Source organism: Microbacterium flavum (assembly GCF_018717645.1).
GTDB lineage: Bacteria > Actinomycetota > Actinomycetes > Actinomycetales > Microbacteriaceae > Microbacterium > Microbacterium flavum.
On sequence record NZ_JAFLHG010000011.1, the window covers coordinates 41,785 to 66,489 of the forward strand.

A 24,705-nucleotide genomic window follows, 5' to 3' on the forward strand; every position below is an offset into this window, starting at 1 on the left:
GCGCATACCCGGCGGGAAGTATGCCGTCCGTCCCCCTGCCTAGACTTCTCGCATGGCCTCGCTCACGCTCGACTCGTCGCTCGTCGACGCGCTGGGCTCGAAGACGGCCGGCGTCTTCGAGCGGGCATTCGGGGCCCTGACGGTGGCGGATCTGCTGAACCACTATCCGCGCCGATACGCGCGTCGCGGCGAGCTCACCCCGATCGCGTCGCTCCCGCTCGGCGAGCAGGTGACGATCGTCGCCGAAGTGCGCTCGGTCACCTCCCGACCCATGCGTCAGCGCAGCGGATCGATCGTCGAAGTCGTGATCAGCGACGGCGTCGGCGCGCTCACCCTCACCTTCTTCAACCAGAAATGGCGTGCCGACCAGCTCCGCGTCGGCCGGCAGGGGATCTTCTCCGGCAAGGTCGGCCAGTTCAAGGGGCACCAGCAGCTCGCCCACCCCGATTACGAGCTGTTCGACGACGAGGATGCCGCACGGCTGAACGCACAGGCGCAGCAGCACACGCCGATCCCGATCTATCCCGCGACGAGCACGGTGGCCAGCTGGCAGGTGCAGAAGGCCGTGGCCGACATCCTCGAGCGCCTCGCGCCCATCGCCGACCCGCTGCCCGAGGACTTCCGGCGCACCCACGACCTCTCGGACGCCGACACGGCGCTGCGTCGTCTGCACGCGCCCCAGGAGTTCGAGGACATCGAGCCGGCGCGTGCCGCGCTGCGCATGCAGGAGGCATTCGTCCTGCAGACCGGACTCCTCCAGCAGCGCCAGGCCGTCCGGGACATGTCGGCGACGGCGCGGGCGCCGGGCGACCTGCTCACCCGATTCGATGCGCGGCTGCCCTTCGAGCGCACCGACGATCAGGTCGCGGTCGGCGACGTGATCGCGCGCGATCTCGAGGGCGCGTGGCCGATGAACCGCCTCGTCCAGGGCGAGGTCGGCTCGGGCAAGACCCTCGTCGCCCTCCGCGCCATGCTGCAGGTCGCGCAGTCCGGGGGGCAGTCGGCGCTCATCGCCCCGACCGAGGTGCTCGCCGCGCAGCACGTGCGCTCCATCGCGAAGATGCTCGGACCGGATCTCGCGCCCGAGCTCATGCCGACCCTGCTGACCGGCCAGCTCTCCGCCGCCGAGCGCCGCAAGGCGGCCCTGCGCGCCGCGTCCGGTCAGGCGCGGATCGTCGTCGGCACCCACGCCCTCCTGAGCGCCTCCACCACCTTCGCCGATCTGGGTCTCGTCGTCGTCGACGAGCAGCACCGGTTCGGCGTCGAGCAGCGCGAGACGCTGCGCGCGAAGGGCACGGCGCCTCATGTGCTCGTCCTCACGGCGACCCCCATCCCGCGCACCGTCGCGATGACGGTGTTCGGCGACCTCGACGTCTCCACGATCCGCACGCTGCCCACCGGACGCGCCGGGATCACGACGCACGTCGCGCCCCTCGCGGAGAAGCCCGGCTGGTTCGGGCGGGTGTGGGAGCGCGCGGCCGAGGAGGTCGCGCTCGGCCGGCAGGTCTTCGTCGTCTGCGCGGCGATCGACGCCGAGGCCTCCGGCAAGGCGCAGGACGAGCCCGAGGCGGCGCCCGTCCTCGAGGGGGAGCAGCCCCGCACCCGCTGGGGCGTCGTCCAGGTGGCGGAGCTCCTCGCCTCCCTGCCGCCCTACGCCGGCATCCGTGTGGAGATCCTGCACGGCAAGATGCCGGGGGAGCAGAAGGATGCCGTGATGCAGGCCTTCGCCCGCGGCGAGATCGACGTCCTCGTCGCGACCACCGTCGTGGAAGTCGGCGTGGACGTGCCGAACGCGTCGACCATGATCATCCTCGAGGCCGACCGGTTCGGGGTCTCGCAGCTCCACCAGCTCCGCGGTCGCGTCGGACGGGGCGCCGTTCCGGGGCTGTGCCTCCTCGTCACGGAGGCGCCGGAGGGGACACCTGCCCGCTCGCGGGTGGACGCGGTGGCCTCGACGACCGACGGATTCGCTCTCGCGGAGGTCGACCTCGAGCTCCGTGGTGAGGGCGACGTGCTCGGCGACGCGCAGTCGGGCGCCCGGTCGTCCCTCCGGCTCCTGCGCGTCGTGGCCGACGCCGACATCATCGCCCTCGCCCGGCAGGCGGCCGAGGACCTCCTCGAGACCGACCCGGCGCTGCACGCCCACCCCGGCCTGGATGACGCGCTGCGGCGGCGGCTGGGCACGCAGGAGCGCGCCGCTCTCGCGAAGAACTGACGGATAGGCTGGACGCATGAACAACCGCATCGCGGTCGTCCCGGGCTCCTTCGACCCGCCGACGCTGGGTCATCTCGACGTCATCCGCCGGGCCGCGACCCTCTACGACGAGGTGCACGTGCTCGTCGTGCACAATCCGGGCAAAGAGGCGATGCTTCCGATCGCGCAGCGCCTGACGCTCCTTGAGCAGTCCATCGCCGAGGAGGACGTGCCCGGCCGCATCATCATCGCCGCGTGGAGCATGGGGCTTCTCGTCGACTACGCGCAGGACGTGGATGCCGGTGTGCTCGTCAAAGGCATCCGCTCTCAGGTGGACGTCGCGTACGAGACGCCGATGGCGATCGTGAACCGCCACCTCGCGGGCATCGAGACCGTCTTCCTCCTGCCCGATCCCGCGCACGCGCTCGTGTCCAGCTCGCTCGTCCGGCAGGTCGCAGCCCTCGGCGGCGACGTGTCCCCGTTCGTCCCCGGTCCCGTCGCGCGGTTCCTCGACACCGGCGCACGCGAGCTCTGAGCTCCGGCCTCGGAGGCGGGGCGCCGGGGCCCCGGACCCATCCGCGCCGGTACCATGGACACGTGGTCAGAAAGCATGTGAACGGACCGTTGGTCTTCCCGGTGCGCGACATCCTGCACCGTTCGGGTGAGATGCGCGAGTTCGAAGTCGAGATCCCCGCGCCCGAGAAGTGGGGAGAGGGGCTCGTCTCCATCGCCGAAGGTGAACCGGTCGCGGTCGATGTCCGTCTCGAGGCGGTGCACGAGGGCATCCTGGTCACCGCGGATATCCGATCGCGCTACACGGGCGTCTGCGGCCGATGCCTGACGGAGCTGGCCGAGCCCGTCGAAGTCGAGTTTCAGGAGCTCTTCGGCTATCCTGGAGATGAAGCGACCGACTTCGAGGTTCAAGACGACCACGTGGATCTTGAAACTCCGGTCAGGGATTCGGTCGTCCTGTCGCTTCCGTTCCAACCGGTGTGCCAGCCGGATTGCCCCGGTCTTGATCCGGTCACGGGCGACAAGCTGGCGGAAGGCACCACCCTGGAGCCTCCGATCGACGACCGATGGATCGCGCTGGCCGCGCTGAAGGCCGACACCCCAGACCACGACGACGACGCACTGCGCGACGGCGTCTCCCACACAGAGAAGAGCTAGCCATGGCAGGTAACCCCCCGAAGCGGAAGGTCTCCCGCTCCAACACTCGTTCGCGTCGCGCGCAGTGGAAGGCCGAGCCGACCCCCCTCGTCAAGACCGTCGAGAACGGCAAGGTCGTCTACAGCCGCCCGCACCAGGCGAAGGTCGTCACCGACTCGCAGGGCACCGAGCTGTTCCTCGAGTACAAGGGCCGCAAGGTCGCCGACGTCTGATCGTCGCGCCCTGATGGACGCGCAGATCGAGCAGCAGCTGCTCACCGACAAGCTCGGGGTCGATATCGACCCCGAGCTTCTGTCGCTCGCCCTCACACACCGCTCGTTCGCCTACGAGAACGGCGGGGTTCCGCACAACGAGCGCCTGGAGTTCCTCGGCGACTCGATCTTGGGCCAGGCCGTGACGGTGCACCTCTACACGACGCATCCTGAGCTCGAGGAGGGCGCCCTCGCGAAGCGCCGCGCGAGCGTCGTGTCGACGGTCGCCCTGGCGGAGGTCGCGCGTGCGATCGGTCTCGGTGCGCACATCCGCCTCGGCCGCGGTGAGGACCAGACCGGGGGCCGCGACAAGGATTCGATCCTCGCCGACACGACGGAGGCCGTGATCGGTGCCACGTTCCTCTCCGCCGGACCCGAAGCCGCGACCGATCTGGTGCTGCGCCTCGTCGCGCCGCTCATGGCCGACCCCGACCGCTACGGCGCGGCGATGGACCCGAAGACCAGCCTGCAGGAACTCGCCGCACGCCTCGGCCTCGAGCCGCCACGCTACGTCGTGGAGGCGGAGGGGCCCGATCACAATCGGGTCTTCACAGCCACCGTCACCGTCGGCGGCGCCTCGCGCACGGGTCGCGGGACCAGCAAGAAGCACGCCGAGATGGCCGGCGCCCTCGCCGTATGGCACGCCCTCAGTGATCGCGTCTGAGCACGCATGCCCGAACTCCCCGAGGTCGAGGTCGTCCGCGCGGGTCTCGCGCCGGCGGTGATCGGTGCGCGTATCGATGCGGTCACGGTGCCCGATGTGCGGGCCCTGACGCGCCACACCGGCGATGCGGCATCCTTCGAGGCCGCACTCACGGGCCGCACGATCACGGCCGCCGCGCGTCGCGGGAAGTTCCTGTGGCTGCCGCTGGCGGATGCCGCGGGTGCCGGGCCCGCGGCGATCCGGCAGGGCGAAGCCATCATCGCGCACCTGGGCATGAGCGGTCAGCTCCTCCTCCGCCCCACCGGCGCGCCCCCCGAGCGGCACGAGCGGATCCGGCTCGACATCGCCCACCCGCGGCACGGCGACCTCGCGGTGGTCTTCGCCGACCAGCGCACCTTCGGGTCGCTCGCGCTCGACCACCTGGTCCCCACTCCCGACGGGTCCCCGGCGGGATGGGGCACGGACGCCGCGGCGGTGCCCTCGCAGGTTGCGCACATCGCGCGGGATCCGCTGGACCCCGCGTTCTCCGACAGCCGCTTCAGCGCCACGGTGCGCGCCAAGCGATCGGCGATCAAGCGCGTGCTCCTCGACCAGACGGTGCTCAGCGGGGTGGGCAACATCTACGCGGACGAATCGCTGTGGGCGTCGCGCATCCATCCCGAGACGCCCGGAGCCGCCCTGTCCGCGCGGGCCGTGGCACGGCTCCTCGCCGAGATCCGCACCGTGCTGCACAGGGCCCTGGCCGAAGGCGGGACGAGCTTCGACGCGCAGTACGTCAATGTGAACGGGCAGGCCGGCTACTTCGCGCACTCGCTGAACGCGTACGGTCGCGCCGGCCAGCCCTGCCCGCGCTGCGGCCGCCCGATCGTCCGGGCGGCGTTCATGAACCGGTCGAGCCATTTCTGCCCGTACTGCCAGCGACTCCGTCTCTGAAGCACGCGGCACCGCTCAGTCCAGGCGCTTCTCCCACGCCCCGCCGACCGTGAGCGGGGTGAACCCGATCGCCTCGTTGACGTCGAGCATCGGACGGTTCTCCTCGGCGTTGAACGTCGAGATGAACGGCGAGGTCGGCACGAGCTCGTGCCACCGGAGGATGTTCGCGCACTTCACGATCGTGCCGAGGCGGTGGCCGCGGTGCTCGCGCGCGACGAGCGTGCCCCACTGGTGGGTGGGCCGCGTGCGGTCCGCGCCGATCGCGAGGTCGTTGTAGGCGACGATGCGGTCGGTGGGCACGTGCAGGATGGCCGCGACGGAGACGAGCAGCCCCGATCGCGCGATCCGCTCGTCGCGGACGGCGACGCGCGCGGCATCCCACACCTCCTCCGTCACGGTGAGAGCGCCCAGCGGCACGTCCGTCGACATCCGCGACAGGACGAACGCGAGACTCTCGCGCAGCTCCGTGGGTGTGGGCGGCGAGAAGGTGAGGAGCCGGTAGTCCGGTCCGGCGAACGCCACGGCATCCTCGCACATCCTCCGCACCGCATCGAGCGACCCCGTGAGGTCGAACGCGCTGTTGCGATCGACCTGCGCCAGGGCGAACCCCGCGTCGAGGTAGGTGCGCGCCGTCGCATCCAGCGGCACGCCCCCGTAGCCCGAGGGGGAGGGGACCGCCCGGGCGCTCTCATCGATCCGGTGCGCGGTGTAGGTCTGCAGCGCGCTCCGGCCGAGGGACCGCGCCTCCTCCTCCAGCCGTGCGAACAGGGCGCTCTCGACGTCTCCGCCGCGCGCATCCGGGAGGACGCCGAGCTCGAACTCCATCTCCGTCGCGCCCTCCTCCTTCGGCGCGCTGAACGTCAGCGATCCGACTGCGCGTCCGCCGGCATCGTGGGCGAGGAACCCGCGGCGGAGGTGGTACGTCTGGTCCTGCCAGCCCGGCAGGACCTCAGCCGGGTCGGCGTCCAGGTGGTCGAGGCCGACGTCGTGCCGCAGGGCCTCGTTCGTCACCGTGATCATCGCGACGAACGGCTCGGCCGCGGACTCATCCAGGCGCGCCGGGACCACGACGGGGGTGATCGTCGTCATGTCAGGACCTTCTTCCAGGCACCGTTGTACGCGATCGGCACGAACCCGATCGCCTCGTTGATGTCGAGCATCGGGCGGTTCTCCTCCGCGTTGTACGTGATGACACGGGGGGAGTGGGGCGCGATGCGGGAGTGCCAGGTCTGAAGCCCGGCGCACTTGACGAGCATCCCGAGCCGGTGCCCGCGGTGCTCGCGCAGGACGAGCGTGTCCTCCTGGTGCGAGGCGCCCGTGGCGTCCGACCCGATGACCAGCTCGTTGAAGGCGACGAGGTCGCCGGTGTCGATGTGCTGAGCCGCGGTCACCAGCATCGTGCGCCCGCCACTCGTGGCCTTGAGGTCGTGACGCTCGACACGTGCGGCATCCCACACCTCCTCATCGAACTCGAGGGCGCCCATCGGGGTGTCCGTCGACATGCGCGACTTCATCCAGGCGTACCCGGCGACGTGTTCGGAAGGTGTCGGCACCTGCCACTGCACGACGCGGTAGCCGGTCGCCGCAGCCGTGGCATCCGCGAGCAGACGCGCGACGGTGGCACCGGATGCCTCGCCGTCGACGGCCTCGTCGTCCGATCCGCGGAGCTCGAAGGCGCTCTCGCGCTCGATCTGCTCGAGGGTGTAGCCATTGCGGAGGTAGAAGCGGGCGACGCGATCCTCCGGGATCGACCCGAACCCGGTCGGCGGGGTGAGCCTCGGGCCGGGAGCGTCCGGATGCTGCGCCCACGACTGCAGCACGGTCCGGCCGTGGCTGCGCGCCGTCTCTTCGACGAGGGCGTAGGCCGCCGTCCCGATGCCGCGCCCCTGGACGGCTTCGAGAAGCTCGATCAGCCAGAAGACGCCGCGAGACCCTTCCTCGAGCGGGATGTCGACGCCGACGCGGCCGACGATGCGTCCGTCCACGAGTACGACCCAGATGTGGCGGATCTCCTCGGGGGTCGGCTGGTAGAAGGGCAGGAGCTCCTCGGGCGTCAGCGCGTCGTTGTCGCTGCCGGAGATCTCGCGGTACACCGCGTTGCGGACGCGGGTGAACTCGCGGAACTCCTCCGCGTCGGGACCCTTCATCGAAGACGGGAGGGAGAGAGGTCGGAACTGGGCGCCGTGCGGAGCGGTCATGTCGATCCTTCGAGGGGCGGGTGGAGTGGGAATGGTGGATGGATGCCGTGGTGGGGCTCCGAAGCGGGAGCCCCACCGATCGGGATCACAGGAACGGGCGGAGCTGCAGGAGCCGCTGCCAGTCGTGCTCGCGTTGGAGCCGGTCGCGCTGAGCGAGCCGGAGCCGACGCTGTTCGTGGTCGGACGAGTCGTGATACGACGAGGACGTGCGCATGATGATGTGCTTTCGGTGCGGATGAGCGGGATGCTCGACAGTCGCCACGGTCGATGCCCGGGTGGGCGGACGGGGCGGGGAAGAGAGAAGCCGAAGAGACGGCGGGAACGCGTTCAGGACGCGGGAGAGGCGGGGCACCGGAGCGGTGCGGATCGCGCGGACGTGCTCGGAGAGCACGGGCCGGGGCCTCGAGGCGGAGTTCTCCGGGGTGTCCGGTCAGCCGGCGGCCGGGACGGCGACGCCGAAGGAGCGGGTCCCCGAGAACGTGATCGCGGGAGTGTGCACTCCGGCGGCGGTGGTGATGTTGATCATCATGTCAGGGACCTCCTTTCTCTACTTCTGACGCGATCTAGGACACTAGCGGGCCGAAGTGGCGCGCGTCAAGGCCGCCTCCGGGGCCGCGTCCGCTAGCGTGGGTCCGACACTCATCGGCGGAGGACGACGCATGCACCTGAAGAGCCTGACGCTCAAGGGATTCAAGTCCTTCGCCCAGCCGACGACCTTTGCCCTCGAACCGGGGGTCACCTGCATCGTGGGGCCCAACGGATCGGGCAAGTCGAACGTCGTCGACGCCCTTGCCTGGGTCATGGGCGAACAAGGTGCGAAGACCCTCCGCGGCGGCAAGATGGAAGACGTCATCTTCGCCGGAACGTCCACCCGCGGCCCGCTCGGCCGTGCCGAGGTGCAGCTCACGATCGACAACGGCGACGGCGCGCTCCCGATCGACTACAGCGAGGTGACGATCAGCCGCACCCTCTTCCGGAACGGGACGAGCGAGTACGCCATCAACGGGCAGAGCGCGAGGCTGCTGGATGTGCAGGAGCTCCTGAGCGACTCGGGACTCGGCCGCGAGATGCACGTGATCGTCGGTCAGGGCCGGCTCGACAGCGTCCTCCAGGCATCTCCCGAGGATCGGCGCGGGTTCATCGAGGAGGCCGCGGGCATCCTCAAGCACCGCCGTCGCAAGGAGAAGACGCTCCGCAAGCTCGATGCGATGCAGGCCAACCTCACGCGCTTGAGCGATCTGGCCGGCGAGCTGCGCCGCCAGCTGAAGCCCCTCGGCAAGCAGGCCGAGATCGCCCGCGAGGCGGCCACGATCGCCGCCGTCGTCCGTGACGCCAAGGCGCGTCTGTACGCCGCTGAACTGGTCGCGCTTCGCACTCAGCTGGCCGATCACGCGCACAGCGAGCAGGAGCGCCACGCGGAGCGGATGGTGCTGCAGGACCAGGCCGAGCAGCTGAAACTGCGGATCGATGCGGTCGAGTCCCAGCAGCGATCGGAGGCCGTGGACGCCGCGCGCGGCGTCGCGTTCGCGCTCGAGCGCGTCCAGGAGCGACTGCGGAGCCTGTACTCCCTCGCCGGCCAGCGGCTCGCGCTCCTCGAGGACGATGGCACGCTGGCGCTCGAGGTCGCCACGGTGAGCCAGGCGGCGATCGATGAGGCACGCACGGAGACCGACGAGATCGCGGCGGGCCTCGGCGACGCGCGCGATGCGGCTGCTGCCGCCGGTCGGGACGTGATCCGGGCCCGCGCCGAACTCGACGCACTCGACGCCGACATCGCCGCGCAGAGCGCGCTCGTCTCCGCCCATGACATGCGGATCACGAAGCTGCGGGGCGCCGCCGACGCGGCTGGGTCCCGCCTCGAGGCGGTGCGCGCCGCGACCGCGCGGCAGCAGAAGGCGCTGGATGCCGCGTTGGCCCGCCGCGCCGAGGCCGAGGAGGCGCTCGCGGAGGTCGATCCTGAATCCGCACCGGAGGGCTCGACGGGCGAGCACACGGCCGAGTACGAACGCGCCCAGCGCGACGCCGCGGCCGCTGAGGCCGAGGTCTCGGCTCTCCGCGACCGTCTGCATGCCGCCGAGCGCGAGACCGAGTCGCTGACCGCGCAGTCGGCCGCCCTCGGGCGGGCCCTGGATGTGCGCAACGCCGCGGCGGCGCTCATCGATCGCGGAGCGCACGGCGTGCGCGGCCTCGTGGGAGATGCCGTCAAAGTGACCCCGGGCTTCGAGGCGGCGATCGCCGCCGCCCTCGGGTCTCTCGCCGAGGGCGTCCTCGTCGACGACGTGGATGCCGCGCTCGCCCTCGCGCGTGCTGCGACGGCGGACGACCTCGGACGCGTCGACATCGCGATCGCGCAGGCGCAGGCCATGACCCCCCAGCTGGCGGGCCTCGCGGGCGTCACGCCGGCCGTCGACGTGGTGACGGCGCCCGAAGGCATCCGCGGCCTGCTCGCGTTCTCCGCCATCGTCGAGGACCTGGAGGCCGCGCATGCGGCCGGAGCGGAGCTCGCCCGTCGCGACGTGGGCGGCGCCGTGACGATCATCACGCGTTCCGGCGAGGTCGTGACCGAGTACACCGTCCGGGCCGGCTCGGGTGGCGGCCGTTCCCGGCTCGAGCTGAGTGCCGAGCGCGACGCCGCCGTGGCCCGGCTCGCGGAGATCCGGGTGGTCGCCGATTCGCTCCGCGAAGCGCTCGGCGACGCGCAGCGCACCTGGGACGCCGCCCGCGCGCACACCCGGGAGTCGCTCCAGCGACTGCGCGACCACGACGCCGCCCTCGCCGCGCACACCGAACGCCTCAACCGAGCGACGGTGCGCCATGAGGCCGCCGTCGCGGAATGCGAGCGTCTCGAGGCGGGGCTCGCGCAGGTGCAGGGCACGGTCGCGGACGCCGAGAAGGCGGCGCGCGTGGCGACCGACGCGCTAACCGTCGCGCAGGAGGCGCCGCGGCCGATCCTCGACGCGTCCTCGCGCGAGGAGATGCTCGCCGCCCTCGAGGCGTCCCGCGACGCGGAGATGCGTGCTCGGCTGGACGTCGAGACCCGCAAGGAGCGCGTGCGCGCCGGTGAGGCCCGTGTCGACCAGCTCGTCCGCCAGCGTGAGCGCGAGCGGTCAGCGGCGGAGGAAGCGGCACGCCGCGCCGTCATCCGCCGCGCGCAGCGCGAGATCGCGGCCGAGGTGACGGACACGCTCCCGCCGCTCCTCGATTCCGTCGACCGCTCCGTGACGCAGGCGCGGGTCGAGCTCCAGTTGGCAGAGCAGGCGCGCACGGCGCTGACGGCGGAGCTGACGGAGCTGCGAGCGAAGGACGCGACCGTGCGCGAGCGCCTCGCGGGGCTGACCGAGAGCGTGCACGGACTCGAGCTCCAGATGCACGAGAAGCGCCTTCACGTCACGAGTCTCCTCGAGCGCGTGTCGTCGGAACTGGCGCTCGACGAGCATATTCTCATTTCGGAATACGGCCCCGACCAGCCCGTTCCCCCGGGGGCGGGGGAGACGGCCGAGAACGAGGTCGAGCGCCCGTTCGACCCGGCATCCGAACGCCGCCGTCTGCAGGACGCGGAGCGCAAGCTCGCGCAGCTGGGGCGGGTGAACCCGCTCGCCCTCGAGGAGTTCGCGGCTCTCGAGCAGCGTCACGCCTTCCTCACCGAGCAGCTGGCCGACCTCGTCCAGACCCGCAAGGACCTCGAGACGATCATCGGCGAGCTCGACGAGCGCATGCAGACGATCTTCCTCGCGGCCTTCGAGGACACGAAGGCGGCGTTCGGCGAGGTCTTCCCGATTCTGTTCCCCGGTGGCACCGGCAGCATCTCGCTGACCGACCCCGACAATCCGCTCACGACCGGCATCGAGGTGTCCGTCCGGCCCGTCGGAAAGAAGATCGAGCGACTCTCGCTCCTGTCCGGAGGTGAGCGGTCACTCGCAGCGGTGGCGCTGCTCACCGCGATCTTCAAGGCGCGACCGAGCCCGTTCTACATCCTCGACGAGGTCGAGGCGGCCCTCGACGATGCCAACCTCGGGCGTCTTCTCGGCGTCTTCGAACAGCTGCGCGCGTCCAGTCAGCTCATCGTCATCACCCACCAGAAGCGCACGATGGAGATCGCCGACGCGCTCTACGGGGTGTCGATGCGGCAGGACGGGGTCTCCGCCGTCATCGGGCAGCGGGTGCGGGAGCGCGAAGCGGTCTGAGCCCGGCCGTCTAGGCTGGACCTATGGCGGAGAATTCCTGGTCGCTCGGCCGCGCACTGCGCGGCATGTTCGTCAAACCCACGATCGATGAGACGACCTGGGACGACCTCGAGACGGCGCTGCTCACGGCCGACTTCGGCCCCGACATCACCGAGCGCATCGTGGACGAGCTGCGCGAGAAGGTCGATCGGTACCGCACGACCGATCCGCGCGACCTGCAGCGGATGCTGAAGGAGACCCTCGAGGAGCACTTCGCGAAATTCGACACGACGCTGCGCCTCACGGAGCGGCCCGCCGTCGTGCTCGTCGTCGGCGTCAACGGCGTCGGCAAGACGACCACGATCGGCAAATTCGCCAAGTTCCTCCAGCGCTACGGCCGGTCCGTGGTGGTCGGCGCGGCCGACACCTTCCGCGCCGCGGCCGTCGACCAGCTCGCGACCTGGGCCGAGCGCGGGGGCGCGACGATCGTGCGTCCCCAGCACGAGGGGCAGGACCCGGCATCCGTCGCATACCAGACGATCGACTACGCGAAGCAGACCGGCACCGAGATCGTGCTCGTCGACACGGCCGGGCGCCTTCACACCAAGGGCGGGCTCATGGACGAGCTCACCAAGATCCGCCGTGTGATCGAGAAGCAGGCGCCGATCAGCGAGGTGCTGCTGGTGCTGGATGCCACGACCGGCCAGAACGGGGTCATGCAGGCCGAGGCCTTCCTCGAGCACGCCGGCGTCACCGGTCTGGTGCTCACGAAGCTCGACGGATCCGCCAAGGGCGGCTTCGTCCTCGCGGTGCAGGAGCGCACCGGCATCCCGGTGAAACTGCTCGGCCAGGGCGAGGGGATCGGCGACCTCACCGGCTTCACTCCGCACGTGTTCGCCGCCGCTCTGGTGGACTGATGCGCGCGGCGCTGGTGGACTGAGGGCCGCGACGGTGGTTGCATAGGGACATGGCGATCGAGCACGACTACTTCGGACTCCTCGAGTCCGGGCCCGACGGATCGATCTTCTGGTCCGAGACGGTCGACTTCGCGGATCAGCGCGTGACGGTCGACCTCACCGCGCCCGACCAGGACGACGTGTCCCAGGACGCGCTGGATGTCGCGGCGGCCATGATCTCCTCGCTCGAGGACATCGACCTCACGGCGCGGAACGCGATGGTCTCCGAACTCGACGACCGGACGAGCGAGGTCACGGAGTACCTCCTGCAGCAGCAGGAGGAGTTCGGGGAGAACCTGACGGACGTCCTCGTCGACATCTCCGGGGACGTGCAGATGGACATCATCCGCTCGCTGCAGCTGGTGAGCATGACGATCCTCGCCGACGAGCACGGCGGTGCCGACCCGTTCGCGGTCCTGGAGTACGCGCTGGATGCCGACGCCACCGACGACGTGCTGCTCGTGCACCTCACGAGCGACGGAGCGGTCCAGTCGGTCACGAGCGCCGACTGAACCGCTCCGCTCACACGGCCTGAGCGAACGAGGCCTCTTCGGCCGCGCGCCCGAGATGGGCGAGGTGCGGCGGCAGCTCCCGCCCCTTCGACGCCATGGACTGAGCCCAGAGGCGCCCGGCGCGATACGACGAGCGCACGAGCGGTCCGGCGAGGACGCCGAGGAAGCCGATGCGCTCCGCCTCCTCCTTGAACCCGACGAACTCATCGGGCTTGACCCACCGAGCGACCGGCAGGTGGCGCGGGGAGGGGCGGAGGTACTGCGTGATCGTGATGATGTCCGTGCCGGCGTCGTGCAGATCGTGGAGCGCCTGCACGACCTCTTCGGGCTCCTCGCCCATGCCGAGGATGAGATTCGACTTGGTGATGAGCCCCGCCGCACGCGCCTGCGTCAGCACGTCGAGGGAGCGCTCGTAGCGGAAGGCGGGCCGGATGCGCTTGAAGATGCGCGGCACCGTCTCGACGTTGTGCGCGAACACCTCGGGGCGCGCGTCGAACACCTCGTTCAGGAGGCGCGGCTCGCCGTTGAAGTCCGTCGCGAGCAGTTCGACGCCCGTCTCGGGGTTCATCGCGTGGATCTGTCGGATCGTCTCCGCATTGAGCCAGGAGCCCCCGTCGGGGAGGTCGTCGCGGGCGACGCAGGTGACCGTGGCGTAGCGCAGCTGCATCCGGCGCACGCTGTCGGCGACGCGGCGCGGCTCGTCGGTGTCGTAGTCGGCGGGCTTGCCCGTATCGATCTGGCAGAAATCGCACCGCCGGGTGCACTGCGAGCCGCCGATCAGGAAGGTGGCCTCGCGGTCCTCCCAGCACTCGTAGATGTTCGGGCAGCCCGCTTCCTGGCAGACGGTGTGAAGCTCTTCGCCCTTCACGAGCGCCTGGAGGGCCTGATACTCCGGCCCCATCTTCGCCTTCGTCTTGATCCAGTCGGGCTTGCGCTCGATCGGCGTCTGGGCGTTGCGCACCTCGAGGCGCAGGAGCTTGCGTCCGTCAGGCGCCGACGCGGGAGCAGACGATGCGGGGGTGCCGCAGGCGCTCATGCCGCCGCCTCCGCCGGGGCGAAGGATGCCTGGAACGCGGCCGTCACGGCATCCACGACATCCGCGGGGCGGACATCGCGCCCGAGCACCTCGCTGATCGTGGTGACGCCGGCGTCGGAGATCCCGCAGGGGATGATCTGGGAGAACGGCAGGAGCGAGTTGTCGCAGTTCAGCGCGAAGCCGTGCATCGTGACGCCGCGCTGGACGCGGACGCCGATCGCGGCGATCTTGTCTTCGGACAGCGGTCGGCGCACCCACACCCCGCTGCGTCCGTCCACGCGGTACCCCTCGACACCGAGGCCGGCGAGCACATCGATGAGGATGCCTTCGAGCCGGCGCACGTGCGCGACGACATCGACGGGCTCCCTCAGGCGGACGATCGGATAGCCGACCAGCTGGCCCGGGCCGTGCCAGGTGATCTTCCCGCCGCGGTCGACGTCGACCACGGGGGTCCCGTCGGTCGGGCGCTCGTGGCGAGCTGTCCGCGCGCCGGCCGTGAAGACCGGTTCGTGTTCGAGGAGCAGCAGCGTGTCGGGGCGGGTGCCGGCGACGACGTCGGCGTGGATCTCACGCTGTTGCGCCCAGGCGTCGGGGTAGGGGACGAAGTCGGGGGCGAGCCCCTCGATGCGGACGTCGAGCATGACGCTCCTTCGGATCGGTTTGTGTACCGAGTCCAACAATACGCCTCGGGAGAACGGGACGCCCCGACGGAATCGAACGACTCACTACAGTGGCGGGATGAGCATCGGCCGTCCGCGCGCGACATCGCGAGACGTGATCGCCGAAGCCGCCTGCGAGCTCTTCCTCGAGCAGGGGTTCGAGGGGACGACCGTCGCCGACATCACGCAGCGGGCCGGCGTCAGCAGGTCGAGCTTCTTCAACTACTTCACCGCGAAGTCGGATGTGCTCTGGGCGGGCCTGGACGAGCGGATCGCCACGCTGGAGACGCTCCTTCTGGGGGACACGGCGGGGGATGCCGCGGCGGAGGTCCGCGCCGCCGTCCGGGGAGTGGGTGAGGGCTTCGCGCCCGACAGCCTCGCGCTCGCGCTCGTCCACACCGATGCGATGGGCCTCGCCGACGAGCTCGAACGCGACGCGGGCATCCGACGATCCCGGATCGCCGCGGCCATCTCCCATCGGCTGCGCGCGGACGGAGTGGTGCCCCTTCGGGCCGAGGTCGCCGGCGCTGCGCACGCGGGTGCCGTGCTCTCCGCGATCGAGGTCTGGGCGACGGCGGGCCCCGGCCGAGCGCCCCTGGGCGTCGTCCTCGCCGAGGCGATGGACGCCGCAGGCCCCACGCTTCCGTAGAATCGGGGGATCATGGCGACTTTCGGCACCCTGAGCGACCGGCTCACAGAGACCTTCAAGAACCTCCGCACCAAGGGCAAGCTGACGCCCGCGGACGTCGACGGCACGGTCCGCGAGATCCGGCGGGCGCTGCTGGATGCCGACGTCGCCCTCGTCGTGGTGAAGGACTTCACCGCCAAGGTCCGCGAGCGCGCCCTCGGCGACGAGGTGAACCGCGCACTCAATCCTGCGCAGCAGGTCGTCCAGATCGTCAACGAGGAGCTCGTGGCGATCCTCGGCGGCGAGCAGCGTCGTCTGCAGTTCGCCAAGACGGCCCCGACGGTCATCATGCTCGCGGGGCTCCAGGGCTCGGGCAAGACGACGTTCGCCGGCAAGCTCGCCAAGCAGCTGGAGAAGGACGGGCACACCCCCCTCCTCGTCGCCGCCGACCTGCAGCGTCCGAACGCCGTGAACCAGCTCCAGGTCGTCGCGCAGCAGGCCGGGGCCGCCGTGTACGCCCCGCAGCCGGGCAACGGCGTCGGCAACCCCGTGCAGGTCGCGCGCGACGGCGTGGAGACCGCGCGGCGCCAGCAGCACGATGTCGTCATCATCGACACCGCTGGCCGCCTCGGCGTCGACGCCGAACTCATGAAGCAGGCGGCCGACATCCGCAGGGCGACCGACCCCGACGAGGTCCTGTTCGTCATCGACGCGATGATCGGCCAGGACGCCGTGAACACCGCCAAGGCGTTCCAGGACGGCGTGGATTTCACCGGTGTCGTGCTCTCCAAGCTCGACGGCGATGCCCGCGGCGGCGCGGCGCTGTCCGTGGCATCCGTCACCGGCCGCCCGATCATCTACGCGTCGACCGGAGAGGGCCTCGACGACCTCGAGGCGTTCCACCCCGACCGCATGGCGAGCCGGATCCTCGATCTCGGCGACATCCTGACGCTCATCGAGCAGGCTCAGGAGGCGTTCGACGAGGAGGAGGCGCGGAAGGTCGCCGAGAAGCTCGCGACCGAGACCTTCACCCTCGAGGACTTCCTCGAACAGCTTCAGCAGATGAAGAAGATGGGCTCGATGAAGAAGATGCTCGGGATGCTCCCGGGCATGGGCCAGATGAAGCAGCAGCTCGAGAACTTCGACGACAGGGAGATCGACCGCACCGAGGCGATCATCCGCTCGATGACGCCCGTCGAGCGGCGGAACCCCAAGGTCCTCAACGGGTCGCGTCGCCTGCGGATCGCGCGCGGCTCCGGCATGACGGTGACCGATGTGAACCAGCTGGTGCAGCGGTTCGAGCAGGCCGCGAAGATGATGAAGACCGTCGCGCGCGGCGGGGTGCCCTCGATGCCCGGGATGGGTTCGCTCGGCGGAAAGCCCGGTGCCTCCAGCAAGCGGGGCGGCAAGCAGAAGAAGAGCACCGGGTCCCGTTCAGGGAACCCGGCCAAGCGGGCCGCGGAGAATACCGGTCTCGCGGCCGCACAGACCGCTCCGACCGGATCCGGCTTCGGGCTCGGCGCCGGCGGTGGCTCGGGTCAGCCCAGCGAGGCTGATCTCGCCGAGATCCAGAAGCTCTTCGGCAAGGGCTGATCCGCTACGGCAGGATGCCGGCGCCCTGCAGGCTCGTCAGCACCGCGTGCTCGATCGCCTGCTGCCCGCGCGGGGTGGGGTGCACGTCATCGGCCTGCATCCAATCCGCGTGGCCGCTGAGGGGCTGACCCACATCGAGGAAGACCCCGTCCACCATCCCGACCGCGATGCGCAGGTCGTCGGAGGTCGAGGCCACGTCGTCGGGGAGGTCGGCGTCGTCGTTCCAGATCGTGCTGAGTCCGATGATCCGGGCGTCCGGCGCGGCGTCGTGCATCTCCTGCACCGTCGTGATCGTCTCGGAGCGGATGTCGTCGGGATCCTCGCCGAAGTCGTTGCTCGAGGACTGGACGATGACGACATCCGGCTGCAGGGCGGCCAGGGCCGGGACGAGGCCCGCGTACGGCGTGCCGCAGTCGCCGGAGACGACGAACCCCATGCCCCCGCAGGCGAGGTTGGTGAGGGTGATGTGCTCCTTGTCGGCGAGGAGCGTCGGCCAGGCCTGGCCGAGGTCGAGGCCGTACCCGGACATGAGCGAGTCGCCGACTGTCGTCACGCGCAGCCTGTTCGCGGTCTTCGACGTCGGATTCGGGGTCGGCACCGGTGCGGCGAACGTGGGCGCCGCACCGCCGGCGGCATCCGCGGCCGATCCCGGATCGGGCGCGCAGCCGGAGATGAGAAGGGCGGTGACCGCGGTTCCGGTGATCGCGGCGATCGCCGCGATGCGGGGCCTGGGCGGGCGGACGGTCGAACCGGAGCGCGGGCGTGGCATAGGCGCACCCTACGCCCGCTCGGCTAGGACTGCGCCGTGAGCCCGTCCCCGCCGGCGAGATCGCGCAGGTGGTCGCGCAGCGTGGGTCCGGCGCGGAACTCGCGGATGAGGTGCTGGACCACCTGGCGCAGGTCACCTCCGGCGGCGTCGGCGACGAGGAGCTGACGTGACGAGCTGCCGCCTTCGTCGAGGATCCGCGCGACGCCGGCGAACTCCCGGGCGCAGTGCAGCTCCTCGGCGATCGGGGCGAGCTCGGACAGCGTCTCGCGGAGATGCTCGGACACGTGCCGCTGCGTGCCCTCGCGATCGACGATGACGCGGGCCTCGGCGCCGTACCGCGCGGCGCGCCACTTGTTCTCACGGACGAACCACGGCTGCAGCGCGGGGAGGTCCCGCCCGGCATCCAGCTCGCGGGAGAAGTGCTCCACGAGGACCTGGACGAGTGCGGCGACGGCCGCGAGCTCGGGAAGGGTGGACATCCCGTCGCACGCGCGCACCTCGATCGTGCCCCAGCGCGGTGCCGGGCGGATGTCCCACCGCACCTCCGTGGCATCGTCCATGACCCCGGTGCGGATCATGTCGTCGAGGTAGGACTCGTACTGGGCCCAGTCGGTGAGCGGCCAGGGGAGTCCCGCGGTGGGGAGCTGCTGGAAGACGAGGGAGCGGTTGGACGCGTAGCCCGTGCGCTCGCCCGCCCAGAACGGGCTGGAGGCCGACAGCGCCTGCAGGTGGGGCAGATAGGTCGCGAGGGCGCCGATGATGGGGAAGACCTTGTCCACGTCCTCGACGCCGACGTGGACGTGGATGCCCCAGATCATCATGTTGCGCCCCCACCACTGGGTGCGCTCGATGAGCTTGTGATAGCGGGTCTTGTCGGTGACCTCCTGGTCGTACCACTGCGCGAACGGGTGGCTCCCTGCCGAGAGCAGCTCGATCCCGAGCGGATCGCTGACGGTCCGGATCTGGGCGATGGCATCGGCGATGTCATCGATCACCGCAGCGACCGTGTCGCCGATGCCGCTCGTCACCTCGATCGTGTTGGTGAGGAGCTCCTCCGTGATCGTGTGCCGTTCGAGGTCCGCGCCTGCGCCGATGGCGGCGAGCACCTCGGGAGCCCGGGGTACGAGGTCGCCCGTGTCGGCGTCCGCCAGCATGATCTCCCACTCGACGCCCATCGAGGAACGGGCGGAGGTCGCGAAGGGCACCGTCATGGCGCCAGTCTGACACGAGCGGGGCGGACCGAACGCGTCGGTTCGCGGCATCCGCAACAATCTGGCAAAATGGACCGTTGGACCACTCGCGCGACCCTCTAACCGGGCGGGGACGGTCCACCTCAGAGCTCCCGCCGGGTGTGCACCCCACGCTCCAGGCGACGTTCATCACCTCACAACACCATTCAGGAGAATTGTGGCTGTCAAGATCCGTCTCAAGCGCCTCGGCAAGATCCGTGCGCCCTACTACCGCATCGTCGTCGCCGACTCGCGCACCAAGCGCGACGGCCGCGTCATCGAGGAGATCGGTCAGTACCACCCGACCGAGGAGCCCTCGATCATCAAGGTCGACTCCGACCGCGCCCAGTACTGGCTCTCCGTCGGCGCGCAGCCGACCGAGCAGGTCGCGGCACTGCTGAAGCTCACGGGCGACTGGGGCAAGTTCAAGGGCGACAAGAACGCCGTCTCGACGGTGAAGGTCGCCGGCGAGAAGGAGGAGTTCACGCTGGACTCCGGCAAGAAGTCGGTCATCGTCCCGAAGGCGGAGAAGAAGGCCGACGCGCCCGCCGCCGAGGCGGCCGACGCCGAGACCGAGGCCCCCGCGGCCGACGCCGAGTAATCGCTGTGCTGTCCGCCGCGCTCGAACACATCGTCAAGGGGATCGTCGATCACCCCGACGACGTCGTCATCCATTCCTCCACGTCGCCCCGCGGCGACGTCCTCGAGGTGCGCGTGCACCCCGATGACCGAGGTCGGGTGATCGGGCGCGGCGGTCGCACCGCGAAGGCGCTGCGCACCCTCGTCTCCGCTCTCGCCGACGGCGCCCGCGTGCGCGTCGACGTCGCGGACGACTGACGTGGCGGGCAAGAACCAGCTGCGCGTCGGCCGTCTCGTCAAGGCGCATGGCCTCAAGGGTGCGTTCAAGCTCGAGCTGTACACCGACGATCCGGACGGCCGCTTCATCCCGGGGGCGGCGTTCACGCTGCAGGTTCCCGACGCGTCCCCGTGGCACGGCAAGACCCTCACGGTGCGCGAGTTCCGATGGATGAACAGCCACCCCGTGGCATTCTTCGAGGGCATCGATGATCGCGACGCCGCGGAGGAGCTGATCAAGGCCATCCTGTGGATCGATGAGGACACCGCTGCTCCCGCCGAAGACGACGCCTGGTACGACCACCAGCTCATCGGCCTCGATGTGGTTCGCGACGATCACGTGATCGGCAAGGTCGTCCGCGTGGACCACTTTCCCGCCCAAGACCTTCTCACGGTCCGCGTCGCGGGCGATCACGAGGTCCTCGTGCCCTTCGTCCGGGCGATCGTGCCGACGGTGGACGTCGCGTCCGGGCGCATCGTGGTCACACCGCCGGCCGGACTCTTCGAGGACATCGTCGACGTCGACGTCGACGAGGCCCTCGCGGAAGACCCGACGGATGCCGACGCGACCGACGGCGACGCGGCATCCGACCCGGAGGACGCGCCCGAGCGCGACTGACCCGGGCCGACCTCACTGCGGCGACGCGGCGTTCGTGCGTCGAATGTGACATCGAGGAAACACCCCGAGCGACCCGCCGGAACCTCGATCGCGGATCATCGTGCTGTGGGTGCCATCGCAGAGACATCGGGAGCGTCGCAGAGCCTTCGGGCGTCGGCGTTCCGCACGGTCTGCTCCTACTGCGGGGTGGGGTGCGGGATATCGGTGACGACGACCGCCGAGCCGGGGCATCCGATCGCCCTCGACAAGGCCGTCGGCGACAAGGCGCATCCCACGAATGCGGGCCGCCTCTGCACGAAGGGCGCGACGCACATCGACCTGATGCGCGCGCCGGGACGGATGACGACGGCCCTGCGGCGCGCCTCGCGCGGAGCGGAGGCGATTCCCGTGCGGCTGGAGACGGCGATCGACGACGCGGGGGCGCGCCTGCGCGCGATCATCGACGAGCACGGTCCGGATGCCGTCGCGGTGTACGTCTCCGGTCAGATGACGATGGAGGCGCAGTACCTCTCGAACAAGCTGGTGAAGGGCTACCTGCGCGGCCTGCACATCGAGTCGAACTCGCGGCTGTGCATGGCTTCGGCAGGCACCGGGTACAAGCAGTCGCTCGGCGCCGACGGACCCCCGGGCTCGTACGAGGACTTCGAGCACGCCGACCTGTTCTTCGTCATCGGCTCCAATATGGCGGACTGTCACCCCATCCTCTTCCTGCGCATGGCGGACCGCCTGAAACAGGGCGCACGGCTGATCGTCGTGGACCCCCGACGGACGGCGACCGCGGAGCGCGCCGACCTGTTCCTGCAGATCGCGCCGGGCACCGACCTCGCGCTGCTGAACGGCCTGCTGCTTCTGCTCTGGGAGGCGGGGCACGTGGACCGCGACTTCATCGCCGCCCACACGGACGGCTGGGATGCGATGCCGGCCTTCCTCGCCGACTACACCCCGGAACGCGTCGCGCAGATCACGGGTCTGGCCGAGTCCGACATCCGCACCGCCGCCCAGTGGATCGGCGAAGCCGGCGAGTGGATGACGCTGTGGACGATGGGGCTCAATCAGTCCACGCACGGCACGTGGAACACCAACGCGATCTGCAACCTGCATCTGGCGACCGGCGCGATCTGCCGCCCGGGGAGCGGCCCGTTCTCGCTCACGGGACAGCCCAACGCCATGGGCGGGCGCGAGATGGGCTACATGGGGCCGGGGCTGCCAGGGCAGCGCTCGGTCTTCTCGGCGGAGGACCGCGCCTTCACCGAGGACGTCTGGGGGATCGACCGCGGCACGATCCGGCCGGAGGCGGGCACCGGGACGATCGACATGTTCCGGCAGATGGCCGAAGGGGCCATCAAAGCGGCATGGATCATCTGCACCAACCCGGCCGCCTCGGTGGCCAACCGCGCCACGGTCATCGATGCACTGACCTCCGCCGAGCTCGTGATCGTGCAGGACGTGTACACGGATTCGGCGACGAACGCCTACGCCGACATCCTGCTGCCCGCCACCCTCTGGGTGGAAGGCGACGGCGTCACGGTCAACAGCGACCGCACGCTGACGCTCGTGCGCAAGATCGTCGACCCTCCGGGCGACGCCCAGCCGGACTGGATGACGATCTGCAAGATCGCCCAGGCGCTCGGCGTCGCGGACGGGTTCACGTTCTCCTCGACGGAGGAGGTCTTCGACGAGATCCGCCGGTTCCACAACCCGCAGTCCGGATGGGACCTCCGCGGGATCGACTACGACCGGCTGCGCAGCGGACCCGTGCAGTGGCCGAGCCCCCCGGGAGACGCAGCGGAGCGCCACCCGATCCGCTATCTCAACGACGGCATCAGCCAGACCCTGCACGTGAGGAGCGACGGCACGACGCCCGCACTCGCGTTCCCCACCGCCTCGCGGCGCGCCCAGTTCCTCCCGCGCCCGCACATGGACGCTCGCGAACTGCCCGACGATGACTACCCCTGGGTGCTGAACACCGGACGGCTGCAGCACCAGTGGCACACGATGACCAAGACCGGCCGGGTGGGGAAGCTCAACAAGCTGAATCCGGGACCGTTCGTCGAGATCCATCCGGACGATGCGAAGGCGCTCGGCATCGACGAGGGCGATCAGCTCGAGATCGCCTCGCGTCGCGGCCTTTTCGTCGCCCCCGCCGTCGTGAGCGATCGCGTGCGCCCCGGCGGGCTGTTCGCGCCGTTCCACTGGAACGACGCCCATGGCCAGAATCTCACCGTCAACGCGGTCACCAGCGACGCCGTCGACGCGGCATCCTTCCAGCCGGAGTTCAAGATCGCGGCGGTGTCGGTGCGGCGCGTGGGTCCGGCGACGGTGACCGCCGGACCGTCTCCGGCGACCGCTCGCGCCGGCGGGCTCGCCGTCGCCGCGCAGGTGCTCGGCCAGACCGTCACCGCCCCGACCTTGGACGACGACGAGCGCGCGTACGTGGGCGGTTTCCTCGCCGCCCTCGACGTGAGCGTTCTCGATGACGGGTCGGTCCCGGTCGTGCCGGTGACCTCGCCGCTGCGTCCGTCGACGCGCGCCTGGGTCGACGGCGTCCTGGCCGGGGCGTTCTCCCGCACGCGCGTTCCGCACGAGGTGCATCGTGCCGACGCCGCCGCTCCTGACCCCGTGACGGTGCTCTGGGCGTCGCAGACCGGCAATGCCGAGGATTTCGCGGCCACGACCGCGGCCGCGCTGGGGCGCCGCGGTGTTCCCGCCCGGGTGCTCAGCATGATCGATGCGCGCGTCGCGGATCTCGTGGACGTGCGTCGACTGCTCGTGATCACCTCCACCTTCGGCGACGGAGGGCCTCCGGACAACGGAGCCGACTTCTGGGGCCAGCTGAGCGCCGAGGGCGCACCGGCGCTCGATGACCTGCGGTACGCGGTGCTCGCGATGGGCGACTCGAGCTACGACGACTTCTGCGGGCACGGGCGCAGCGTCGACGACCGTCTCGGCGCGCTCGGCGCCACGGCTCTCGTGCCACGCGTGGACTGCGAACCCGACTTCGCCGACGCGGCATCGGCCTGGCTGGAACAGGTGCTCGGGGCGCTGACGAACACGAATGGTGCGGATGCGACGACCGTCCCCACCACCGCGCCCGCCGAGCCGGTCGCGGCGCGCCGTCTGTTCACGCGCGCGAACCCGGTGCGCGCCGCGCTCGTGACGAACGTGCTGCTGAGCGGGCCGGGGTCGGGCAAGGAAGTGCGCCAGATCGGTCTTGACCTCGCCGACTCCGGCGCCGAGTACGAAGCGGGCGATTCGCTGGGCGTGATCTGCTCCAACGCCTCCGGCGTCGTGAACGAATGGCTGGAGGCCACGGGACTCGCCGCACGCTCGGTCATCGAGCTCGACGGCGAGGAGCGCGCGCTCGGACACGCCCTGCGCACGCGCCTCGACATCACGAAGATCACGCCCGCCCTGATCGAGTTCGTCGCCGGACGGACGCCGGACACGGCACTGTCGGTGCTCACGCGACGCGAGAACAAGGCCAGGCTCGAGCAGTTCCTCTGGCGGATGCAGGCCGTGGACCTGCTTCGCGCGTTCCCCGTGATGGCCGACCCCGAGGAATGGGTGCAGGTGCTCAAACGCCTGCAGCCACGCCAGTACTCGATCTCGTCCAGCCCGAAGACGCACCCCGACGAAGTGCAGCTGACCGTCTCGGTCGTGCGCTTCCAGACCGACGCCGCGGTCGAACGCGGCGGCGTGTGCTCCACGTTCCTCGCCGATCGGGCGGCGGACACGGCATCCGGCGTCTACCTGCAGAAGTCCTCGCACTTCCGCCCTCCCGCGAACCCCGACGCGCCGATGATCATGATCGGTCCGGGCACCGGGATCGCCCCGTTCCGGGCGTTCCTGCACGATCGCCGAGCCGATGCGCACCGCGGCCGCAACTGGCTGTTCTTCGGCGAGCAGCACGAGGCGACCGACTTCTACTACCGCGACGAACTCGAGCAGATGCGCCGTGACGGCTTCCTCACGCGCCTGGACGTGGCGTTCTCGCGCGATCAGCGCCAGAAGATCTACGTGCAGGACCGCATGATCGAGCACGGAGCCGAGCTGTGGCGCTGGCTGCAGGACGGCGCACACGTGTACGTCTGCGGCGACGCGGCGCGAATGGCGCAGGATGTCGAGGCCGCCCTCGTCGCGATCAGTCAGACCCATGGGGGGATGCCGCACGATCACGCTGTCGAGTTCATCAAGAAGCTCGCCGCGCAGCGTCGCTACGCACGCGACGTGTACTGACGGCGGCACCCTCATCGGACCTCAGACAGACCGAACGGGC

The 24,705-nt window shown here is 70.4% G+C and carries 22 protein-coding genes; 15 read left to right on the forward strand and 7 right to left on the reverse strand.

The features are described from left to right. The first annotated feature begins 52 nt into the window (after nt 1-52). The 6 genes from J0P97_RS12000 to mutM all read left to right on the forward strand — a co-directional run bounded on the left by J0P97_RS12000 (nt 53) and on the right by mutM (nt 5,212). Nucleotides 53-2,215 (forward strand): ATP-dependent DNA helicase RecG, encoded by a 2,163-nt coding sequence (locus J0P97_RS12000; RefSeq protein WP_215488023.1) that lies wholly within the window; start codon nt 53-55, stop codon nt 2,213-2,215. A gap of 16 nt (nt 2,216-2,231) precedes the next feature. Beyond that, a complete protein-coding gene (gene coaD, locus J0P97_RS12005) occupies nt 2,232-2,729 on the forward strand; it encodes a pantetheine-phosphate adenylyltransferase (RefSeq protein ID WP_215488024.1) in 498 nt (165 codons plus the stop codon). A 77-nt stretch (nt 2,730-2,806) separates the two neighbouring features. After that, nucleotides 2,807-3,364 (forward strand): YceD family protein, encoded by a 558-nt coding sequence (locus J0P97_RS12010; RefSeq protein ID WP_372449713.1) that lies wholly within the window; start codon nt 2,807-2,809, stop codon nt 3,362-3,364. Nucleotides 3,365-3,366: 2 nt separating this feature from the next. Next, nucleotides 3,367-3,576 carry a 50S ribosomal protein L32 gene (gene rpmF / locus J0P97_RS12015; protein WP_127095660.1) on the forward strand — a complete coding sequence of 70 codons (210 nt, stop codon included), beginning with the start codon at nt 3,367-3,369 and terminating at the stop codon, nt 3,574-3,576. 13 nt (nt 3,577-3,589) lie between these two features. Next, nucleotides 3,590-4,279, forward strand: a complete 690-nt coding sequence (gene rnc / locus J0P97_RS12020; protein ID WP_215488025.1) for a ribonuclease III — start codon at nt 3,590-3,592, stop codon at nt 4,277-4,279. 6 nt (nt 4,280-4,285) lie between these two features. Next, nucleotides 4,286-5,212, forward strand: coding sequence for a bifunctional DNA-formamidopyrimidine glycosylase/DNA-(apurinic or apyrimidinic site) lyase (mutM, locus tag J0P97_RS12025; protein ID WP_215488026.1), 927 nt, complete (start codon nt 4,286-4,288; stop codon nt 5,210-5,212). 15 nt (nt 5,213-5,227) lie between these two features. On the opposite strand, the gene J0P97_RS12030 is transcribed toward mutM, so the two are convergent. The 3 genes from J0P97_RS12030 to J0P97_RS15815 all read right to left on the reverse strand — a co-directional run bounded on the left by J0P97_RS12030 (nt 5,228) and on the right by J0P97_RS15815 (nt 7,624). Further along, nucleotides 5,228-6,301 (reverse strand): GNAT family N-acetyltransferase, encoded by a 1,074-nt coding sequence (locus J0P97_RS12030; RefSeq protein ID WP_215488027.1) that lies wholly within the window; start codon nt 6,299-6,301, stop codon nt 5,228-5,230. Then, on the reverse strand, nt 6,298-7,410 hold the full coding sequence (locus J0P97_RS12035) for a GNAT family N-acetyltransferase (protein ID WP_215488028.1): 1,113 nt from the start codon (nt 7,408-7,410) through the stop codon (nt 6,298-6,300). The genes J0P97_RS12030 and J0P97_RS12035 overlap by 4 nt, the downstream gene beginning before the upstream one ends. An 85-nt stretch (nt 7,411-7,495) precedes the next feature. Continuing rightward, nucleotides 7,496-7,624: a hypothetical protein gene (locus tag J0P97_RS15815; RefSeq protein ID WP_281423683.1), complete on the reverse strand. Its 129-nt coding sequence runs from the start codon at nt 7,622-7,624 to the stop codon at nt 7,496-7,498. 445 nt (nt 7,625-8,069) lie between these two features. Here J0P97_RS15815 and smc point away from each other — a divergent pair, with 445 nt between their 5' ends. Genes smc through J0P97_RS12050 form a run of 3 tightly spaced genes read left to right on the forward strand, consistent with a single transcriptional unit; the run spans nt 8,070 to nt 13,041 of the window. Further along, nucleotides 8,070-11,594 carry a chromosome segregation protein SMC gene (gene smc, locus J0P97_RS12040; RefSeq protein ID WP_215488029.1) on the forward strand — a complete coding sequence of 1,175 codons (3,525 nt, stop codon included), beginning with the start codon at nt 8,070-8,072 and terminating at the stop codon, nt 11,592-11,594. A 23-nt stretch (nt 11,595-11,617) separates the two neighbouring features. Next, a complete protein-coding gene (gene ftsY, locus J0P97_RS12045) occupies nt 11,618-12,490 on the forward strand; it encodes a signal recognition particle-docking protein FtsY (RefSeq protein ID WP_215488030.1) in 873 nt (290 codons plus the stop codon). 50 nt (nt 12,491-12,540) lie between these two features. Beyond that, nucleotides 12,541-13,041 (forward strand): DUF2004 domain-containing protein, encoded by a 501-nt coding sequence (locus J0P97_RS12050; protein ID WP_215488031.1) that lies wholly within the window; start codon nt 12,541-12,543, stop codon nt 13,039-13,041. 10 nt (nt 13,042-13,051) lie between these two features. On the opposite strand, the gene lipA is transcribed toward J0P97_RS12050, so the two are convergent. Together lipA and lipB are read right to left on the reverse strand one after the other, a co-directional pair. After that, the gene (gene lipA, locus J0P97_RS12055; RefSeq protein WP_215488032.1) at nt 13,052-14,077 is read right to left on the reverse strand and encodes a lipoyl synthase; all 1,026 of its coding nucleotides are present in this window, start codon (nt 14,075-14,077) and stop codon (nt 13,052-13,054) included. Next, a complete protein-coding gene (gene lipB / locus J0P97_RS12060) occupies nt 14,074-14,718 on the reverse strand; it encodes a lipoyl(octanoyl) transferase LipB (protein WP_215488033.1) in 645 nt (214 codons plus the stop codon). Before lipB ends, lipA begins: the two co-directional genes overlap by 4 nt. Nucleotides 14,719-14,815: 97 nt before the next feature. Between lipB and J0P97_RS12065 the strand changes: the two genes are divergently transcribed. Together J0P97_RS12065 and ffh are read left to right on the forward strand one after the other, a co-directional pair. Then, the gene (locus J0P97_RS12065; RefSeq protein ID WP_215488034.1) at nt 14,816-15,385 is read left to right on the forward strand and encodes a TetR/AcrR family transcriptional regulator; all 570 of its coding nucleotides are present in this window, start codon (nt 14,816-14,818) and stop codon (nt 15,383-15,385) included. Nucleotides 15,386-15,397: 12 nt separating this feature from the next. Continuing rightward, complete coding sequence (ffh, locus tag J0P97_RS12070; protein WP_215488035.1) at nt 15,398-16,957, forward strand: signal recognition particle protein; 1,560 nt, start codon at nt 15,398-15,400, stop codon at nt 16,955-16,957. 4 nt (nt 16,958-16,961) lie between these two features. Here ffh and J0P97_RS12075 read toward each other — a convergent pair whose 3' ends face one another. Both J0P97_RS12075 and J0P97_RS12080 read right to left on the reverse strand, forming a co-directional pair. Then, the gene (locus J0P97_RS12075) at nt 16,962-17,726 is read right to left on the reverse strand and encodes an SGNH/GDSL hydrolase family protein (RefSeq protein ID WP_215488036.1); all 765 of its coding nucleotides are present in this window, start codon (nt 17,724-17,726) and stop codon (nt 16,962-16,964) included. Nucleotides 17,727-17,749: 23 nt separating this feature from the next. Continuing rightward, nucleotides 17,750-18,937, reverse strand: a complete 1,188-nt coding sequence (locus tag J0P97_RS12080) for a glutamate--cysteine ligase (RefSeq protein ID WP_215488037.1) — start codon at nt 18,935-18,937, stop codon at nt 17,750-17,752. A gap of 196 nt (nt 18,938-19,133) precedes the next feature. On the opposite strand from J0P97_RS12080, the gene rpsP reads away from it, so the two are divergent. From rpsP to J0P97_RS12100, 4 genes are all read left to right on the forward strand, one after another. Beyond that, nucleotides 19,134-19,556 (forward strand): 30S ribosomal protein S16, encoded by a 423-nt coding sequence (gene rpsP / locus J0P97_RS12085; RefSeq protein ID WP_215488038.1) that lies wholly within the window; start codon nt 19,134-19,136, stop codon nt 19,554-19,556. A 5-nt stretch (nt 19,557-19,561) separates the two neighbouring features. Continuing rightward, nucleotides 19,562-19,792 (forward strand): RNA-binding protein, encoded by a 231-nt coding sequence (locus tag J0P97_RS12090; protein ID WP_215488039.1) that lies wholly within the window; start codon nt 19,562-19,564, stop codon nt 19,790-19,792. Between the two features lies 1 nt (nt 19,793). Continuing rightward, nucleotides 19,794-20,429: a ribosome maturation factor RimM gene (rimM, locus tag J0P97_RS12095; RefSeq protein WP_215488040.1), complete on the forward strand. Its 636-nt coding sequence runs from the start codon at nt 19,794-19,796 to the stop codon at nt 20,427-20,429. A gap of 105 nt (nt 20,430-20,534) precedes the next feature. After that, a complete protein-coding gene (locus J0P97_RS12100; RefSeq protein ID WP_308163559.1) occupies nt 20,535-24,665 on the forward strand; it encodes a bifunctional nitrate reductase/sulfite reductase flavoprotein subunit alpha in 4,131 nt (1,376 codons plus the stop codon). Nucleotides 24,666-24,705: the final 40 nt, after the last annotated feature.